General features: G+C 45.5%; 16 protein-coding genes and 2 pseudogenes. 11 read left to right on the forward strand and 7 right to left on the reverse strand.

Annotation, left to right across the window (positions count from 1 at the left end; genetic code table 11):
• Positions 1-41 precede the first annotated feature (41 nt).
• The 8 genes and pseudogenes from NST96_RS02090 to NST96_RS02125 form a co-directional block, all read left to right on the forward strand.
• Complete coding sequence (locus NST96_RS02090; protein WP_194246924.1) at positions 42-1,931, forward strand: AAA family ATPase; 1,890 nt, start codon at positions 42-44, stop codon at positions 1,929-1,931.
• A gap of 656 nt (positions 1,932-2,587) precedes the next feature.
• Positions 2,588-4,093 carry an IS21 family transposase gene (gene istA / locus NST96_RS02095; RefSeq protein ID WP_023555239.1) on the forward strand — a complete coding sequence of 502 codons (1,506 nt, stop codon included), beginning with the start codon at positions 2,588-2,590 and terminating at the stop codon, positions 4,091-4,093.
• Entirely contained in the window at positions 4,090-4,818 is a 729-nt protein-coding gene (istB, locus tag NST96_RS02100) for an IS21-like element helper ATPase IstB (RefSeq protein WP_023555238.1), read from the forward strand. The genes istA and istB overlap by 4 nt, the downstream gene beginning before the upstream one ends.
• A 248-nt stretch (positions 4,819-5,066) precedes the next feature.
• A complete protein-coding gene (locus NST96_RS02105; protein ID WP_003393036.1) occupies positions 5,067-5,846 on the forward strand; it encodes an ABC transporter ATP-binding protein in 780 nt (259 codons plus the stop codon).
• Positions 5,836-8,001 (forward strand): ABC transporter permease, encoded by a 2,166-nt coding sequence (locus tag NST96_RS02110; protein ID WP_003393038.1) that lies wholly within the window; start codon positions 5,836-5,838, stop codon positions 7,999-8,001. Before NST96_RS02105 ends, NST96_RS02110 begins: the two co-directional genes overlap by 11 nt.
• A gap of 37 nt (positions 8,002-8,038) precedes the next feature.
• Positions 8,039-8,707, forward strand: a complete 669-nt coding sequence (locus NST96_RS02115) for a response regulator transcription factor (RefSeq protein WP_024984030.1) — start codon at positions 8,039-8,041, stop codon at positions 8,705-8,707.
• A 4-nt stretch (positions 8,708-8,711) separates the two neighbouring features.
• The gene (locus tag NST96_RS02120; protein ID WP_342405514.1) at positions 8,712-9,749 is read left to right on the forward strand and encodes a sensor histidine kinase; all 1,038 of its coding nucleotides are present in this window, start codon (positions 8,712-8,714) and stop codon (positions 9,747-9,749) included.
• A gap of 33 nt (positions 9,750-9,782) precedes the next feature.
• A pseudogene (locus NST96_RS02125) lies at positions 9,783-9,881 on the forward strand (oxidoreductase); the annotation flags it as partial.
• Positions 9,882-9,985: 104 nt separating this feature from the next.
• Here NST96_RS02125 and NST96_RS02130 read toward each other — a convergent pair.
• Positions 9,986-10,822, reverse strand: a complete 837-nt coding sequence (locus NST96_RS02130; RefSeq protein ID WP_122958182.1) for a DUF92 domain-containing protein — start codon at positions 10,820-10,822, stop codon at positions 9,986-9,988.
• Between the two features lie 116 nt (positions 10,823-10,938).
• A complete protein-coding gene (locus NST96_RS02135) occupies positions 10,939-11,568 on the reverse strand; it encodes a DUF2306 domain-containing protein (protein WP_342405517.1) in 630 nt (209 codons plus the stop codon).
• Positions 11,569-11,753: 185 nt separating this feature from the next.
• Here NST96_RS02135 and NST96_RS02140 point away from each other — a divergent pair, with 185 nt between their 5' ends.
• Entirely contained in the window at positions 11,754-12,347 is a 594-nt protein-coding gene (locus NST96_RS02140) for a TetR/AcrR family transcriptional regulator (protein ID WP_039071582.1), read from the forward strand.
• Here the strand turns inward: NST96_RS02140 and NST96_RS02145 are convergent.
• From NST96_RS02145 to NST96_RS02155, 3 genes and pseudogenes are all read right to left on the reverse strand, one after another.
• The gene (locus tag NST96_RS02145) at positions 12,332-12,520 is read right to left on the reverse strand and encodes a hypothetical protein (protein WP_024984034.1); all 189 of its coding nucleotides are present in this window, start codon (positions 12,518-12,520) and stop codon (positions 12,332-12,334) included. The two genes, NST96_RS02140 and NST96_RS02145, sit on opposite strands and share 16 nt — an antisense overlap.
• A pseudogene (locus NST96_RS02150) lies at positions 12,517-12,603 on the reverse strand (short-chain dehydrogenase); the annotation flags it as partial. The gene NST96_RS02145 and the pseudogene NST96_RS02150, both read right to left, overlap by 4 nt.
• 118 nt (positions 12,604-12,721) lie before the next feature.
• The gene (locus NST96_RS02155; RefSeq protein WP_024984035.1) at positions 12,722-13,936 is read right to left on the reverse strand and encodes an MFS transporter; all 1,215 of its coding nucleotides are present in this window, start codon (positions 13,934-13,936) and stop codon (positions 12,722-12,724) included.
• A 146-nt stretch (positions 13,937-14,082) separates the two neighbouring features.
• Here NST96_RS02155 and NST96_RS02160 point away from each other — a divergent pair, with 146 nt between their 5' ends.
• Positions 14,083-14,973: a LysR family transcriptional regulator gene (locus NST96_RS02160; RefSeq protein WP_342405518.1), complete on the forward strand. Its 891-nt coding sequence runs from the start codon at positions 14,083-14,085 to the stop codon at positions 14,971-14,973.
• A 44-nt stretch (positions 14,974-15,017) separates the two neighbouring features.
• Here the strand turns inward: NST96_RS02160 and NST96_RS02165 are convergent, their stop codons facing one another.
• The gene (locus NST96_RS02165; RefSeq protein ID WP_172920432.1) at positions 15,018-16,268 is read right to left on the reverse strand and encodes an MFS transporter; all 1,251 of its coding nucleotides are present in this window, start codon (positions 16,266-16,268) and stop codon (positions 15,018-15,020) included.
• 418 nt (positions 16,269-16,686) lie between these two features.
• On the opposite strand from NST96_RS02165, the gene NST96_RS02170 reads away from it, so the two are divergent.
• A complete protein-coding gene (locus tag NST96_RS02170; RefSeq protein ID WP_152562264.1) occupies positions 16,687-17,091 on the forward strand; it encodes an ASCH domain-containing protein in 405 nt (134 codons plus the stop codon).
• 154 nt (positions 17,092-17,245) lie between these two features.
• On the opposite strand, the gene NST96_RS02175 is transcribed toward NST96_RS02170, so the two are convergent.
• Complete coding sequence (locus NST96_RS02175; RefSeq protein WP_003393058.1) at positions 17,246-17,965, reverse strand: glycosyltransferase family A protein; 720 nt, start codon at positions 17,963-17,965, stop codon at positions 17,246-17,248.
• Positions 17,966-18,059: the final 94 nt, after the last annotated feature.

Genomic DNA, 18,059 nt, shown 5'->3' on the forward strand with positions numbered 1-18,059 from the left:
CATTTTCATTCCGGCGAACCTGGGTCAATTTTAACCCGGCGGTGACATATCAAAATAACCGAAGTCAATATGACATAATATTTAATTTAATTGATAAAACAATTCGAAGTAGAGCACAGTCTATGAAAAAAGAGTTACAGTTGCTCGACTACAATAAAACAAAACTAGAGAATGGTATTAATTCAATTAAAGATTCCTATATTTCACATATATTAACCGATGTTGAGTACCAAAAAGAACTACAAATATCTATAGATATAAATAAAAAAGAGTCCATTGAGGAAATACCAGTACTTAATTTTCAGTTGGAAAGGTTATTTTCTACTGCAAGTGAAATTGTGGGGAGAAAAGTTATTTCAAATGTAATTAAAAAGCTTGAGGAAAATCCGAGATTGAACGATTGGGTTCGTACGGGAAAAGAGTTGCATAAATCGGAAGATATTTGTCAATTCTGCGGAAACAAATTACCTATAAATTTAATGGACAAGCTCGAACAACATTTTACAAGCGATTTTGAAAGATTGTTTCAAGATATCGAATCACATGAAAGATTAATTAAAAATAATATTAATTTAATTGATGACTTTTCGACCAAACTCCCCCATTCGACTAGGTTTTATAATGATTTTGAACAAACCATTGAAACGTTAAATAATAAAATTGATGATATTTTGGGGGAAATCCGAGACCAGCTAAATGCACTGATAACTCTACTAAATCACAAAAGAATTAATCCATTTGAATCTTATAGTATTGAGAGTGATTATGCGGCAGCTACATCTACTGGTATACCTCAATTAGATGATTTAGAAGATGTTATTTTGGAAATGAACAATATAATAAAAAAACATAATCAAAGATCAATTGAGTTCGAAAGTCAAAAGAAAAATGCTAAATTGAGAATCGTAAACCATCATATTGCGCAATTTATTCTTGATTTTGACTATTTTGCTAAACTGAGCGAACTTGAAGAGATGCAAAGTGTAGCATCGAGTTTGCAAATCAAACTTAGTGAACTGAATAACAATACTAAAGGAATAGAAGCACAACTTCTCGATGCCACTAAGGGTGCAGAAAGAGTAAATGAATATCTTAATACCTTTTTTCATAGCAATCGCCTGAAAATTGATATCCGAGAAGATGGACGTTTTATTCTTAAGAGGAATGGCAAAGTGGCCAAAAATCTCAGCGAGGGTGAAAAGTCTGCCATTTCATTCATCTACTTTATCACGCAACTTGAAAATAGAGAAACAAATCTCAAGGAAACGATTGTTGTTATTGATGACCCTATCAGTAGCTTGGACCATAATCACATGCATAGCATCTTTGCAATTATAAAAGCAAAGCTTAATCCACTATCGTGTAAACAAATATTTATTTCCACCCACAACTCAGAATTCTTTAATTTGATGAAGGATTTAGCGATTTCAGATATACCGAGGTTTTTTAGAAAGGGAGAAAAAGAACATGAACAATACGTTTCATTTTATTTCATTGAAAGAAAAGTATCAGAAGATGAAGTGGTATCAACCATAATACCATTGCCACAGGAGTTAAAGAGATTCAAATCGGAATATGTTTTTCTATTTTCAATATTAGAAAGGTTTATTAATGATACATCTTCTGATATAAGTTCTAGGCTAATCATACCAAATGTTGCTCGGCGTTTTTTAGAGGCATACTTAAACTTTAGGAATCCTTCAACTAAACAAGGTCTAATTCAAAAAATGAATTCGATTTTTACTAATGATAATGACAGGTTTTTAGTATTTAAGTTTACTAACGAGTATTCGCATAATGATCAAGTAAATAACCGTACCTTCTATTTACCGGAATTAGAGGAATGTAAAAAAGTTGTTGCAGTAATTTTTAAGTGTTTGGAGGAAAACGACAAACTTCATTTTGATGCTTTAATGGATAATATATCCTGAGTGGGTTAGTCTCGGAAAATTAGAAGATCCAGTCTAATACTTTATTATTTCGTCCAAGGCAGGCAATTTACGAAGATGGATATTAGTCTAAAACTTATTTTTCAAAAGTTGACGACCTATCATCTTAAAAAACGCGTAAAATCAATAAACTGAGTCTAAAACTTTATTATCCCAAGACAATAAGTGCAAAAAGCAAATAAAGTCCTATACCAGCACTTTAAACTTGTGCTGAAGCAATAAAAAAGTCGCATTGAAACCGGGCAGATCAGGATTATTTCCTGACATTTGCTCGGCTTTTTTCATGTCTTGCTCCCAGCCATAAGGCAGGAGAATGCAGGGGATATCTTAATTTTTTTATCCAAAAAAGAGAATCCGGGAACGATAACAGTAGAAACGCTCGTTCATTCTCCCGTTGAAACACCGTATGGGAATATTGGACGGACCCGAAGCATATCACGCAATGGAATAAGACATCGGATGACTGGCACACGAGTATGAATCGAAAGACGTGTTTATGGCAGGATAAAAGTGCAGAGAATTGCGGCGGAAAACTGCAGAGTTCCACCGCAATTCTGAGGCCATGAAAAAGGCACTTGCCAACATCCCCCTACAAAATCTACCCTTGGATTTGGCTAGAATCTGAGGGAGTGAGAGGAATGTTGAAAGTGCCACAACAACAGTATATCCGATTTTTGCGGGAAGTCGAAGGGTGTTCGATTCAGGAAATTGCGGAACGTGTCCAGGTGAATTGGCGAACCGCCAAGAAATATGCGGATCGCGACGATTGGAATGAACCGGTATGCAAGCGAAAAGGCCGCCATCCGGTGTTGGGACCGTACTTAGAGATTATTGACACATGGCTGGAGGATGATGAGCGTCTTCCACGCAAGCAACGCCATACAGCCGTCCGCATGTTTCAGCGGTTACGGGATGAGTACGGCTTCCCTGGCGGGCAGCGAACGGTATCCGAATATGTCTCCAAACGGAAGAAAGCCATGGCAGCCGAACGAGCCGAACATTTTGAGCGTTTGGAGCATCCAGGCGGGGAAGCCCAGGCTGACTTTGGGACGGTGTACGTGGTCAAGTCGGGAGAACTGGTGGAGCGGAAAGTATTGACCCTGTCGTTTCCGTACAGCAATGCCGCCTTTGTGTTCCCGGTTCCGAAAGAAAACACGGAATGCTTTCTGGAGGCCTTAGGGCGGCTATTTCAGCAAATGGGAGGGGTTCCTCGCAAGATTTGGTTTGACAACTTGTCCGCTGCTGTTGTGTCCATCCAGCAAGGCGGAAAACGAGAGTGTACGGAAGCGTTTCGGCGTTTCTGCGCCCATTACCGCTTTGAGCCCCTGTTTTGCAATCCATACAGCGGCCATGAGAAAGGCCATGTGGAAAACAAAGTGGGGTATGGACGCCGGAACTGGTGTGTTCCGCCACCGGTTATCGATACGCCGGAACAACTGGAGACGTATTTGGCGGAAGCTGCCCGTGCGGATATGCAGCGCCCTCACTATGTGAAAAAGCAAACCATTGCCGAGTTGTGGAAGCAAGAAAAATGCAAGCTGCTGACGCTGCCGACGACACCGCTGGAGATTTTCCGGCTGGAGACGTGCCACCTGAACAAATACGCTGAGCTGTCGTTTGACGCGGCTCTCTTCCCGTTGCCGCAGTGTCGGGCCATGCAGCCGGTTTTGGTGAAAGTCAAGTGGGATGTGCTGGAGGTGTTAACGGCAGACGGGACATACACCCCGATTGTGACATTGCCTCGTCCCTATACGGAGAAAGTCATTCCAGTAGATTGGAAGGCGGTATTGAAGAGATATGAAAAACGCCCGCGGGCGGTGATGTATTCTTCCTTTACCAATATGATGCCTCAGGCGCTCCAAACGTTTTTGACGGTGGAAGACATGAATGCACGAAAAGCACGAATTCGCCTGCTCCATCGATTGCTCGACACCTATACGTTGAAGGAAATCGGGCAAGTACTGGGAGAATTGTCGCATCAGCAAGAGCATCTGGCTGTTGCCTTGGAGCATGCCCTTTACGCGATAAAACACCCTGTTTTCCGCCCGGAACCGTTTTCAGAGTCGCATACACCCCCTGCCCTTCACGGGCAGATACCCATACTGGATGAGTACGACCGGATCCTGGGGGTGAGGGTGGAATGAGAGAAGAGCTGGCAAAGGTGTGCAAAACTTTGCATTTGGCGCATGTGATGGAAACCTATGAACAGGTGCCGTTTGAAGATCGGGAGAGCTTCTTGCTGGGAGTCTTGCGGATGGAGATTCAACGGCGGGAGGAGACAAAGCTGAAGCGACTGATAAAGAAAGCCGCGTTTCCCCAACTGAAGACACTGGAAGATTACGCTTTTGAGGCAGTCACCTTACCGGAAACATGTACAAAGGAGGGATTGATCGACCTACGTTTTTTGGAGCGCAAGGAAAATGTGCTGATGCTGGGAAAAGTGGGCACGGGGAAGACCCATCTGGCAACAGCGCTTGGCGTAGAGGCGTGCCGAAGGGGATATGCCGTTCGATTCTTCCGTGTTCCCGATCTGGTTGCGCTCTTGCAGGAAAAACACGCGAATGGGGCACTGATGCGGTTTCAAAAAGAACTGGCAGACTGTGAGTTGTTGATTTTGGACGAGGTTGGGTTTGTTCCCTTTCACCAAACGGGGGCTGAGCTGTTGTTTCATGTTATCTCGGCCTGCTATGAGAGAAACAGTGTGATTGTGACGTCGAATTTGGAGTTTGGGCAGTGGAATACGGTGTTTGGAGATACGCGATTGACGGCAGCCCTTGTGGATCGCCTCGTCCACCACGCCCATATTCTGGCGTTTACCGGAGAAAGCTACCGACTGCGCCATGCTCTATCCAGCATGAAGTCTTCCTAAATTCTTTTGTATTGATGTTGGCAGTGTTCTGCATAAATTGGCCGCCAAACTCTGCATTTTTGAGTTGCAAAATACAAGACGTGTGTACTTATCAGTGGATACTCTGTTCAAGCGGAAAAATCGAAATCCTCGCGAAAAATCAACCCATTTTTCCTTACGCCATTTGTAAGTGTTTCTCGTCTTTCGTACTGACTATAATGTGTATAGCTCAATTCGATTCTAGTTGTTGAAGAAAGGAGCCTTATACAGTGGTCAGACAAGGAAAATTACTAGAGGTTCAAGACTTGCAAAAAAACTACGGGAAGAAGAACAATATAACAAAAGCTTTAAACGGTGTCAGTTTTGATGTTCTCCCCGGAGAATTCTTGGGAATAATGGGACCAAGCGGTTCTGGCAAAACTACGTTATTAAACTGCATTGCAACCATACTAAAACCAACATCTGGGCGTGTACTTTTACATGGAAAAAATATCAGTGCTTTCGACAGTAAGGATTTAGCTGAGTATCGCGGCAGTCGGATTGGATATTTGTTTCAAGACTTTGAATTGCTGGATAATCTAACGGGACAAGAAAATATACTATTGCCTTTATCGATTCATGGGGTGGATTTTACAAAAGCACGAGTTAAATTAGATGAGCTAGCCGGTTTTTTAGAAATTACGGATATCCTTCATAAATTCCCGTCTCAGATGTCTGGGGGACAGAAGCAAAGGGTAGCTGCCGCACGTTGTTTCATTACTGATCCAGATATCGTTCTTGCGGATGAACCGACAGGGGCATTGGACACGCGCTCTGCAAGAACTTTAATGAATAAGCTGGAAGGTATGAATAGAACGAGCGGAAGAACTATTTTAATGGTCAGCCACGATCCTAATGCAGCAAGTTTTTGCTCAAGAATCCTTTTTATTCAAGATGGTGTGATATTTCATGAACTGCGTCGCAAACATGATGAGACTCGCGAGAAATTTTATGAAAGAATCTTGCAGGTACTAGCTCAGCTTGGGGGAGGAAGCGCAAATGTTCTCTAAGCTGATTTATCGCAATGCGAAACGAAGTCGCAAGGAGAATCTCATTTACTTTGCAACACTTGTAATCGCAATAGCGTCGTTTTATATCATTCTTTCACTGGGCAGACAAGATGTTATTTTGTTCTTAAAGGAGTTTGAAAGTGATTCGATCGACAAGCTTTTAGCTCAAATGCCCATTGTGTATCTATTTGCGTTATTTTTATTGTTTTTCTTGATTTTATTTGCGAATCGGTACCAATTAAATCGAAGGAGTAAAGAGTTTGGCCTCTATCTCTTGTTGGGAATGCGCAAGAAACGCCTTGTTCTTCAACTATTGGCAGAGGGGTTCATTACTTCTATTTTGGCACTCATTGCAGGGCTCTTGATTGGTGGATTCTTAGCAGAAATAATCAGCTTGACGGTTTCTAAACTAGTCGGACAGGGCATTATCGGTCATCAAATAAGCTTGTCGGCAGGTGCGATTTTCTTTACCATCATCGGTTTTTTATCCATTCAGTTTATAGCACTGGCCATTCTTGGCGGAAGGTTGTTTAAACAAGAGGTGCATCAATTACTTTATGAGCAAATGGATAAGAAACAAGATATGGGGCATTTTACGGGCAATGTACTCACTTTATTGGCAGGCGCTGTTTTCCTGGGTGTCGCATATTGGGTTGCTTTATATCGTTTCACGGATATTGCCGGACTGCTTCTGTTTGTGGCAGTGGCTCTCGGAAGTTTAGGTACGGTCCTTTTTATGAGGGGTTTTGGGAAATTGCTAGGCTTATTGGCAAGCTTGTCTAAAAATAAATCTACAAAAGGTCTGCACACATTTACAGTAAGGCAGTTTCAAGAAAACGTAGCCAATAGATCTACTTCTGTTGCAGTAACATCTATTCTAATCACGTTGTCTATCATTTTGATAGCAGATGGTGCTTCAACTTTTATAGGGTTAGAAAATGTTTTTGCTAGGAGTTCCTCTGTCTATGATTTTACTGTTAATGGAGATAGTCAAAAAATTGAGCAATTTCTTGCTTCGGAAAAAATGGAACCATATGTAGAGGACTTAAACCTGCTGAAAATTGGGAGAATGAAATATAAGGATGAACGCGGCGAAGACGGCATCCCTTTGTCTTTGGTAGACTGGTCTGCATTGAGAGAACAAATGATTATGGCTCTGCCAGACAACTATAAAGAGCAAGTTTTATCGGGAGAAATACAGAATTACAGTTTCAGTTCGGAAAACCCTGAAGCACTTAATCTTTTTGGGGTTCTGGAGACGGATACAACAGCACCTTACCTCATTCCAGAATCATCTTATAATGGTCTTTTAAAAGCCGTAGGAAAAAAACCGTTGAACCTGCATTCAGATGAAATTGCTTTATACTTTAATCCGGATTTTATGCCGATGGATAATCTGGAAAGCATGCCTGTACTAGATCATATTCTTGAAAAGGCTGCCAAAGAGGGCAAGAGCTTGATGAGCATTCATGGTCAGGCGGTATATATACACCCCTCAATTCCAATGAGAGGTTTAGTAGCAGACCGCTCCGTACAAATTTTTTCAGCATTTATCGTCCCTGATCATATGTTTGAACAATTAATGAATACGGAAACCTATGTGGCGTATTGGAATTTTCGAATCCCGCAAAAGCTGCAAGACCAGGAAGGTTTACTGAAACCAATGATGGAGGCCAGAGATTTATTAAAAGCTTCAGGCTTCACGTTTGAAAGTTATTTGCAAAACTTTGGACGCAAACTCTTCTATGTTGTTGCTGGGAGTTATGCAACACTATATATGGGATTCTTGTTTTTGATTATTGCTTGTACGGTATTGGCTTTACAATTTTTGACACAGGTGAAACAGACTGGACAACGCTATGTAACGCTTTCCATGTTGGGGGCAAAACGTAATCAAATGAAGAAATCCATCCACAGACAGGTGTTGCTGACTTTTCTGTTACCTGTATCTCTTGCATGCGTGAGTGGAGCTGTTGGCATAAGGGCTATGATTGCATTTGTTATGATTCACATCGATGACAAAGCGTCCCTTTATCCGATTGCCCTTGCCTCTGCCTGTATTGTAATCGTAATTTTGGGGATTTATGGAGTAGCAGTTGCCCGTTCAGCAGATCATGAACTAGATAAATTGCGTTGGAAACCAAATATAGAGTAAAAAACAGTTGCAATTTACATCGAAGGGTGGTGCTGAAGTGGCGAGGATTACTATTGTTGAAGATGATCCGCTGATGAGGGAAGAATTAATCGATATACTGCAAAAAGCTGGTTATGAAGTGGCTGCCATTGCGGACTTCCAAGATATAGTGGCTCAAATAGCCACTTTGGCACCAGACTTAGTCTTGTTGGACATCAATTTACCGGGACAATCGGGATTTGAAATTTGCAAAAGTCTAAAATCACAAGGAACTGGTCCCATATTGATTCTTACATCTAGAGATAAGTTGCAGGATGAATTGCATGGTCTTGATTTAGGTGCAGATGATTATCTCACAAAACCGTGCAATCGAGATAGATTGTTGGCTCGCATTCAAAACCTGCTAAGAAGATTTGAAGGACGACCAGGCTTGATAAATGGCGGCAGTTTTTTCCTAGACCCCAATACCTTTACCTTGTATAAGGGATCTCAATCGATAGTATTATCAGCAAATGAAGGAAAAATTTTATTGACTTTAGTGCAGCATAGACCTGAGATTGTATCCAAGTCTGCATTACGTGAACTTTTATGGGGAACAGACCAATATATCGACGAAAATGCACTTCAAGTAAATCTGACTCGCTTGCGCAAAACGCTACGACAGTTAAACCTGGAAGATCAAATTGAGACTATAAGAGGTCAAGGTTATCGACTTAGGGGTAGGTGAAGGCATGAAATGGATAAAGCAAATCTTTGATTGCTTTCATGCTTATAAACAATGGTTTCTTATTTTCATTACTACAGATCTTCTGTTTATCTTTTTCGCTTGGCTGGCCTACCCGGAAACCTTTAAGGTGTTAGTAGGACTCATGATTGTTTTTACTCTAGCAATGATATCGTTGTCAGTATTCATTATCATCAGAAAGCAAAAAATAATCGAAGCGGCCATTGAAGATTTTTTGGTAGAGGCGAATGAGACGAACGAAGAAATATTATGCAGGCTATCTCCGAAGACATATTGGCCGTTTATCCGTAGAATGGGGAGCGTCATAAGGTCTTATCAGGCGCAGCTTAATGAGCAAGTTATTGAGTTGACCGATTATGAAAACTATATAGAAGGATGGGTTCATGAAATTAAAAAGCCTCTGTCACTAATGACATTGGTATTAGATAACCGGAGTGATGAAATGTCTCCCCTTGTTAGACAGCGTATGATTCATATTAGAGATCAAATGCTTGGAGACGTAGGGCGAATTTTGTATTTTGCAAGACTAGGGGCTACTCATAAAGATTATTTTTTTGAACCTATCGACTTACTGGCTTTTTGTAAACAGACAATTGAAGATCATCAAACGCTACTGGATGAATCCGGTTTTCAAATACAATTCATAGGTGAGGAGCGGGAAATTCTTTCCGACCGCAAAGGGCTAGCTTTTATATTGGAACAAATAATCGCTAATAGTACAAAACATGTTGCACAGAATCAGGATAGTCCCATTTTGAAGTTTGAAACGGTTTACGACAAAGGGAGTGATCAGACTATTTTACATATTAGTGATAATGGGCCTGGTGTACCTCAAGAAGATTTGCCATTTATATTTGATAAGGGCTTTACCGGAAGGCGAGGTACTTGTACAAGGCAAGCTACGGGGATGGGACTCTTTTTGGTAAGCAAGATGGCCTATGATTTAGCCATTCAGTTGGATGCAAAATCAGCGCTTGGTTCAGGTCTGACCATATCACTAATATTTCCGCATGTGAAACAATAAGCTATGCATCGTGGAGAAAGTTTATCAAGCTGAATAGGCAGGCTGGCCGCATTCGTATGCAGCCCTGATGCATCCGCATGTAAAGGTTCTCCAATCCGTATGGATGGGGGCATGGTGCCTACCATTTTTTAATAGGAATTCTATTAACGTTCCGTACGTCTATAGTACAAGGCATGCGGCATCACCGGAAGGACCAGGCATCGTTCAACGATACAAAGCCCTTCCGGCTTTTCCCATCAGGCCAAGCCGAGTGCCAGAGCCAGCGAGGCGGCTGCTACGCCGCCAGCAAGCGATCCGGCGACATTGACGGTATCGTTGCTCCAGCCGGAGCGGCCGCGGATCCGCTCGGCTGGCCTGCCGCAGTGGCGGACCTGCTCGATCTCCCGGCCGCAAGCGGGGCAACGGTACATTTGCTGCCATGTCGCACCGATCCACGAATCGGCCAGCGATCCAATGATGCCCGCCAGACCGGCTATTCCGATCCAGGCCGCCGGTCTAAGAGCCGCCGAGGTCGTATCCGGTGCGGATTGGCCGGGCACCACCACAAGCAGCATCCACGCTGCAACGCCAATAAATAGGCCGCCAGCCAGCGAAGCGACCATACCGAGGCCTGAGACGCCTCCGGACGTGCCGGGCGGAACGCGCCGACCCGTCTTGATCGATATTGGAGGCGTCCTGCTCAAGCCGCCGATTTCTGTCGCCCACGTATCGGCTGTGACCGCCGCCATTACGCCGAGGAAGGCGTACCACCAAAGCGGATGCGGATACGCCCAGTTTGCCGCGCATAACAGCAGCCCCACTCCTCCATTCGCCAGCACCTGGCCCGCATCGCGCCTCCCGGTTTTCTCGTAACCGCTCTCTGCCGCTGCCTTTGCATGCTTTTTCCACTTGGACCATAACGTCGACGAAACAAAAAAAGCGATAAGGGAGCCGAACCAGACCGCGCTGCCGAGCGCGTACATCACCGTGCCCAGCATCACCGCCGCGAAAAAGCCGGAACCGGACAGCGACCGTTTTGCATAAGCCGCTCCAGCAATCCCGGCGCTGCAGGCCAGACCTATTAACCACTCCACCGCTCTCCGCCCCCTTTGCTTACACTATTATACATTAGCTCAGCGGGCTTTCGAAAATGAGAAGGGAATGAAACGTAGATACCGCTGGACGTTTGACTTCTCCTTTATGACGCCTCCTAGGTTATCCATTTTTTGCGGATGAAAATCTCTGCCAATCCCAGATTGAGCAGCATGCTCCCCCATACGGCGAACGCATACGCAGAGGCGTACGTAAGCCCGATTACGTGCTGGCCGAGCGGGAGCAGGAGATGAATGGCCAGATTCGCGTAAGTAAGAAAAAAGCTGCGTGTGATCCACTTGGAATGCTCGGCAATTTGCTTGCGGCGAATATGGAGATATCCGAGCCAAGCGGTCCCGAGCCAGAGCAAATTCAAGAGGAGGAAACCGGCAACTGTCAAGCCTCCCGCCGCAAACCACGAAACGTAAAGCCCGGGAATGAAGTTCAGCAGGATAGAAACGACGTAGATTCGCCCATTCCATCGATGCCAGGCGATTGACCGGGTACGTATGTTTCGCAGCATGCCGACAGGCCCCGTAATCAAAGAGACAATCGCAAGCACAATATGCGCCCTCAGCATAAACAACCACAATGCCCGGTCGGCGGTAAAGGAATCCCTGGTTGCAAGAAGCTTGATGAATTCGGGATCAGACACGAAATTTTTGGTTACCGTATGCATGATCCACATCAACGCGACGACTGACAGCAGAATAACAACGCCATTCTTTTCTTTCGTTCGATTTTTCACACTGGCAAACCATCCTTTGCTGTTTTTATGTATAATAGATCGGACCGGACCGTCCGGTCTGAACGGTTTCATTATACGGTGTCTTCTGCTAATTTAAAATAGACAGCTTCTCGTAATTCGTGACAATATGAAGAAGTCGCGGAAGGTTCTAATGAATAGGACTGCCTGCCAGGGGGATGAATCATATGAAGAAATCAGATGAGATAAAGGAAAAGATCGTTAATGCCGCCATGCTTTTGTTTAATACGAAAGGCATTGCTCAAACGTCGATACAAGAAATCATGCAAGCAACCGGTTTGCCGAAGGGAGCCATTTACCGGCGGTTTGAAACCAAGGAACTGATTGTGCTGGCTGCCTTTGAGAGAGCGGGGCAAATCATGCAGCAGTTTTTTACACAGGCTGTGGGAGAGGGGACGAGTACGCTCGATAAATTGCTGAAAATCTCGGCGGTTTACCAGGATGCCGTCCACAACCCGCCCATACCCGGCGGATGTCCGCTGCTGAATACGGCGGTAGAAAGCGACGGAACGTTCCCCGAACTCCGTCAGAAGGCCGCAGGAGCTTACGCGGGCATGGTCAAGTTCGTTCAATCGATCATTGAGCAAGGCATACGCAACAAGGAGTTCCGTCCGGATATGGATGCTGCCGAAATGGCCGCTTTTTTGATCGATTCCATGGAAGGGGCCATCATGGCGAGCCGTTTGACGGGCAGCAATGCCCCGATCGAACGCAATATGAAGTATACGGAAAGGCTACTCAAGAGCTACTTGATTGCATAGCCGTTGAACAACAAGCTTGTGACGAAAAATGGAGCCAAGACAGACGGTTGAATCTCAACTGCCCTACAAATATCTTGGCGAAAGAAAATCACAAAGTGAAAACGGGACGTTACCGTTTGGGGGCTGCCGAGAAAACGATCGGCAGCCCGCTTGGCAAGAAAGAGATCAATCACAAATGCGATCCCCTGCTAGCATCGATGCACTGTCCAGTAATCCACCGGCTTTCCGGAGAGGCCAGGAAAGCTGCGACATCCGCAAATGTTGCTCTCCTATTCGGCAGGCGTATCGGCATGAGACAACCTAGAGAGGCAGCAACTCTTTCAAACACAAAAAAATCCTCATTCGCCAGATGAGGATTTTTTCAACGCATGGCTTCATTTAAAGGAAATGGTTTTCTTATGTTGCACGGCCGTAACCCATTTTGCTTGAAGCAACGTAAGTACAAGTGCGATCAGCAAAAATCCCGCGATCATACCGACGACTCCGCCCCATCCTTGGGAAGACCAAAACACGCCGGCTGTCGTCCCTCCGATACTGGAGCCTATATAGTAAAAGAAAAGGTAGAGCGAAGAAGCTTGCGCCTTATCGTGATGAGCGCGGTATCCCACCCAGCTGCTGGCGATGGAGTGGCTGCCGAAAAATCCGAAAGACACGATCGGCAAGCCCAATATTTTGAGCCACACATGGGAATCCAATGTCAGAATGACTCCGGCCAAGGTAATCAGCAAAGAGAGCAAAAGCACCTTCTGTCTACCGTATTTGCTTGCCATTTTTGCCATCCAGACGGAACTGAACATGCCTACGAGATAGACGATAAAAATCCAGCCGATCACCGTCTGGCTCAATGAGTAGGGTGGCGCGGTCAGGACATACCCGATGTAGTTAAACAAGGCAATGTTGCTGCCAAGGATGAGAAACCCGATGACATAGAGCGAAAGCAATGCCGGATTTTTCAAGTGATCAACCAGAGACGCAAGCAGCTTGCCAATTTCAGGAGAACGCGGGTGAAAGTTTTGGGACTTGGGCAAACTCGCAAAAAATATCAGGCTGGCCACAATGCTGATGACGCTAATGGTTCCCAGCGCTGCGTGCCAGTTGAACATGTCTGTCATCATTCCGGCAATGATTCTGCCTGCTACGGCTCCCAGCGAGTTTCCACTGATGTACAGGCCCATCGCCACACCGAGACTGGCTGGTTCCATCTCCTCTCCCAAATAGGCCATTGCGATGGAGGGGAGTCCGCCTAAAGCGAATCCCTGAATCACCCGGAAGACCAGCAGGCTTTCATACGTTGTACTGAAGGCAGTCAAAATGGACAAGACGGAGGCGGATAGCATGGAGATCATCATGATTCGCTTGCGTCCCCATACTTCCGATATCGAGCCAAACAACAGCATACTAACCGCCAGAGATATGGTGGTCAAAGAAAGGGACAGGCTGGCCATTGCAGGGGAGATGTGAAATTCCTTGGTGAATTCCGGCATTAATGGCTGCGTGCTGTAAAGAATCGCAAACGTGTTGAATCCGGCTGCAAAAAAGGCCAGGTTCGATTTGCGAAAAGCAGCGGTGCCTTGTTGAATGTAACCCATGACAAGAACCTCCTTACCTTCTTCCGTACGCATTTTTATACTATCACCGGCAACTCATGATGTATAATTCATTGTAATTATGTTTTTCATGCACACGGGTAATAGATAAATCAGCACACGATGTTTACAGAAAGGAGGATTCAAACATGGAGTGGCAACAGCTCGAATACTTTCAAACCTTGGCTCACTTGCAGCATGTGACGCGTGCGGCCGAGTACCTGTCCATTTCCCAGCCAGCCCTCAGCCGTTCCATTGCCCGACTGGAGGAGGAGCTTGGGGTACCGTTATTCAACCGACAAGGGCGTACCATTGTGCTGAATCGATATGGCCAGCTCTTTTTGAAGCGGGTGAATCGCATTTTGATGGAATTTGACGTTGGGAAGCGGGAGCTGCACGATATGGTGAATCCGGAGCATGGAGAAGTCGCGTTAGGGTTCTTGCATACGCTCGGCACCAGCCTGATCCCTGACTTGCTTGGCGCCTTCCGTGTCCATTCCCCGGCGATCCGTTTTCAGCTGACCCAAAATCACAGCTACTCGCTGTTAGAGCAGATGAACGCCGCCAAGCTCGACCTTTGTCTTGTAGCAGAGCCAACCGAAACAAAAGTGCCGATCCAATGGAAGCCTCTCTGGAGCGAGGAGATTTTTGTGATCCTGCCCACGAATCATCGGTTGGCTCATGCCCAGAGCATTTCGATGGAAGAAATAGCGGACGAATCCTTTATCTTTTTGAAAAAGGGGTACGCGCTGCGTGAAACTACCGATGGTTTGTTCCGGCAATTGGGAATGAATCCGAAAGTTACGTTCGAAGGAGAAGAAGTGTCTACCGTTGCAGGGCTGGTCGCCGCTGGTCTGGGCCTCTCGCTTCTCCCCGACGTAGGGTTGGACAAGAGCAAAATCGTGTATATCCCGATCCGGCAGCCAAAGTGCAGACGCGTGATCGGGATCGCGTATGTTGAGGATCGGTACTTGTCGCCTGCCGCCTTGCGATTCAAGCAGTTTGTGATCAACTATTTTGGCAGGATGGAATCGATTTGACGGTACGGTATCGATCTTAGTACGGCATTGGGCTGAAGCTTCCATCAGCCCGCCGCTTCAGGCTTCTCCACATACATTCTGAATAACTGAATGTATAGCGCGGTGCTGATCAAGGCGAGCGCCAAAATGAGGCTGAATATTCCCATAGGCGGCATCCACCCGGACAGGAAGACGGTGACCGGGGCCAAAAATTTCCCGATCGTGGCCTGCAAGCTGTCAGCACCCATGTATTGCCCCCTGGCGTGCTCCGGGGCATAGCGGCTGATAAAGCTCTGTGTCACGGGTGAGCGCACGATCTCGCCAAAGGTGAAGATAACCGTAACGAAAAACAGGAACCATATATTCGTGCTGATCCCGACGAGGAATGTGCCCCCGCCGGCCAACAGCGTCGACAGAATAAAGACATTGCGCTCCTGCCAATGGTTGAACCACTTCGTGACAGGCAGGATGAAGAGGACAAACAAAAGACCGTTAAATCCCAGCAGCCATCCATATATCTCCGTACCGGAAAGCAAAAGGGTATCGCCATTCCACGGGAACAGTGGCTGGGCAGGGACTTCATTGATCACGTATACTGACAAATACAGATCCAGCTGCATGATCGGGATCAGCGCAAAGATGCCTGCCAACGTATACACCAGAAACACTTTGTCGCGAAGAATAACGCCGTAGCCTTTCCATTGTTCCTTGAAAGCGCGGGAAATCGAAGCCGGCGCTTCCAGGTTTTTCGCCGACCGCGGCAATGTTTCATGGACGATTGCATACATGGCAATGAAATACAGCAGCAAGACCAGTGCGCAGGTCCACAGCAGCTCTTGCCGGTAATGAAAGAAGAAAACGGCTCCGAGTGCAGGTCCGAGAACCGCTCCTATGTTGTTGGCCGTCGCAAACGTTGCGAATACTTGGCGGCGGGATTGTGCGGGAACCAGATCGGCAACCATAGCGGAGCTTGCCGGCCTGTAAATGGCTCCTCCCAGACCAAGACCGATGAATGCGATATAATCGATCCAATGGGACCAAGACACGGCAAACAAGGCAAACATCACCGTCTGAAGAAAAGCGCCCAGCAGCATGACAGGACGCCTTCCCCACCGGTCGGCCAAAGCTCCTCCGAGCAGACTCCCGATCAGGCTGAAGATCGGAGGGACCGTCATCAAAATGCCAGCGATGTGATTGCCCAATGCCGCACCAAAATATACAGTGATAAACGGAAAGTACATCCAAAACAGCATGTTAAACAGTGCTTCCCCGATTAACCGGGTTTTCAAATTGTTATTCCATGAACGTATTTTCATCCATATCCTCCTCATTATTGTCAAAGCAGGCATGTTCCTGTTTACAAACAGATACACACCACAAGTTTTCCGGCCGGGTATACAAACTTTAAAGCATTTTTTCAAGTAAATATAGACTTATAATTCAGAATGGTTTATACTACTAATATGAAGGTCGAATATACGTCTGGTTAGTTTGGATGTTTCAAAAAAAGAACACATGTTCGGAATGCTAAAAGACGCTCCTCACGGAAGCGTCTTTTTTGATGCCTGCGCCGCGGCCATAAGCGATTCGAAAACTGGTAAAACGAGTACTTGCGGCAATGCCAAATGGGCAGGCAAAGGAAAGGCTGACGGGAATAACAGGGCAGGCAAGCTATGAAGCCAACTCGCCAAAATGTTATGATGAATGGATAAGTGAGCTTTTGGAGGAGAGTCTATGTCAGAAATTACAGTACATAATCACAAAATGATATTTGGCTGGGAAGAGGATAATGGCTTGGGCGAGAGATTGATTCAGCAAATCCTCAGGGGGGAGAAAACGGCTACTTGTGCACCCAAAGAAGAATATTCCGCGGAAGAATTGCAGCAAACATACGAGCCGGTCGGAAAAATTGTCACCGTCTATGACAAGCATGGCAATCCCAGATGCAATGTGAGACTGAAGGAGGTTTTTGAAACGACGTTTGGAAACCCAGATATGCGGCTTGTCCAAGGAGAAGGAAACGGAGACGATGTCGCTCAATTCCAGGAGGACCATCGGCTTGCTTGGAAAGATATCGGGATTACGTTAACAGATGATACGGTTTTGATTGTCGAATTATTTGAGTTAATCCATGAATAACGAGATGGTGAAGCCGACGAAAAAGATGGAGGGCCTGTGTTTCAACACCAACCAGACTAAGCCTCTTGGCATATCGCTTTCGATTCAAGAATAAAAAAGGATGCCAAATCGGCACCTTTTTTTCTTGTAAGATAACACGATGAGAAGGTCCTTTTTACATAAAAGACGAGAGGATCCTTTTTACCTGGCGCCGATTTTTTACAATACGTCTTTTGTTGATGACCTTGTTCCGCTTTGAGCGAAATTTGCTTGTCGTATTGCCCGAGTGGATGACGTGCACATAGTTGCGCAAACGCAATTTGTCATGGCGCAGGCGGATGACGGCGGGATGTCCCCCGGCAAGCCGATACCGTTTTCCTTTCAAATAATCTTTTACTTTATAGATTAACGTATAGAATGCCGGCGACTTTGCATACATCGGCGCAATTCGCTTCTTTTTCGAGTCATACATGTAGCCAAATTGGTTGATCACCGCGGACGTTCCCTTTCTTCTGCGGTGATTCTTGAGCTGCTGGATATAGCTTCGGCGGTACAAATCGTCTGAATCCAACCGCACCAAATACAAATAATGATAGCCCTTGAGGCGCTTCCTGATACTTTTCTGGTACTTGCTTTTGGGGATGAATTTGATATTTTTAGGGAGCTTGCTGTACTTGCGCAGCTCTTTTTTTATTTTCCTTCGGGAGCGGTCCTCATACTCCACGAGAGCGACAAAGCCTTGATTGGTCTGTCTTTGCAAACTTCTCCGCGTATACCGCATAAATATTTTCATCCGGCTTTTAATCCATTTCGTCGTAAATCTCTTCTTGCGGTTGTACTTTAGCTTTTTGGAGTTAAAGGCAATCCGGACGATGATCTTCTTTCGTTTTGCCAAGAAGTCCTCACTCTCCTTTACCAAGCAAAGCTGTAAATATTACATGGTATTGGAGTTTTCCAGGTTTTGCTGTAGTCGGATACCTCTCGGTGAT

This window comes from Brevibacillus sp. FSL K6-2834, assembly GCF_038592925.1.
GTDB classification, from domain to species: domain Bacteria; phylum Bacillota; class Bacilli; order Brevibacillales; family Brevibacillaceae; genus Brevibacillus; species Brevibacillus borstelensis.

Coding starts and splice junctions, on each gene's coding strand:
- istA (WP_023555239.1), top strand. CDS start 2,588: ATGTTGAAAGTGCCACAACAACAGTATATCCGATTTTTGCGGGAAGTC.
- NST96_RS02140 (WP_039071582.1), top strand. CDS start 11,754: ATGAAGAAATCAGATGAGATAAAGGAAAAGATCGTTAATGCCGCCATG.
- NST96_RS02165 (WP_172920432.1), bottom strand. CDS start 16,268: ATGAAAATACGTTCATGGAATAACAATTTGAAAACCCGGTTAATCGGG.
- NST96_RS02110 (WP_003393038.1), top strand. CDS start 5,836: ATGTTCTCTAAGCTGATTTATCGCAATGCGAAACGAAGTCGCAAGGAG.
- NST96_RS02155 (WP_024984035.1), bottom strand. CDS start 13,936: ATGGGTTACATTCAACAAGGCACCGCTGCTTTTCGCAAATCGAACCTG.
- NST96_RS02160 (WP_342405518.1), top strand. CDS start 14,083: ATGGAGTGGCAACAGCTCGAATACTTTCAAACCTTGGCTCACTTGCAG.
- istB (WP_023555238.1), top strand. CDS start 4,090: ATGAGAGAAGAGCTGGCAAAGGTGTGCAAAACTTTGCATTTGGCGCAT.
- NST96_RS02120 (WP_342405514.1), top strand. CDS start 8,712: ATGAAATGGATAAAGCAAATCTTTGATTGCTTTCATGCTTATAAACAA.
- NST96_RS02170 (WP_152562264.1), top strand. CDS start 16,687: ATGTCAGAAATTACAGTACATAATCACAAAATGATATTTGGCTGGGAA.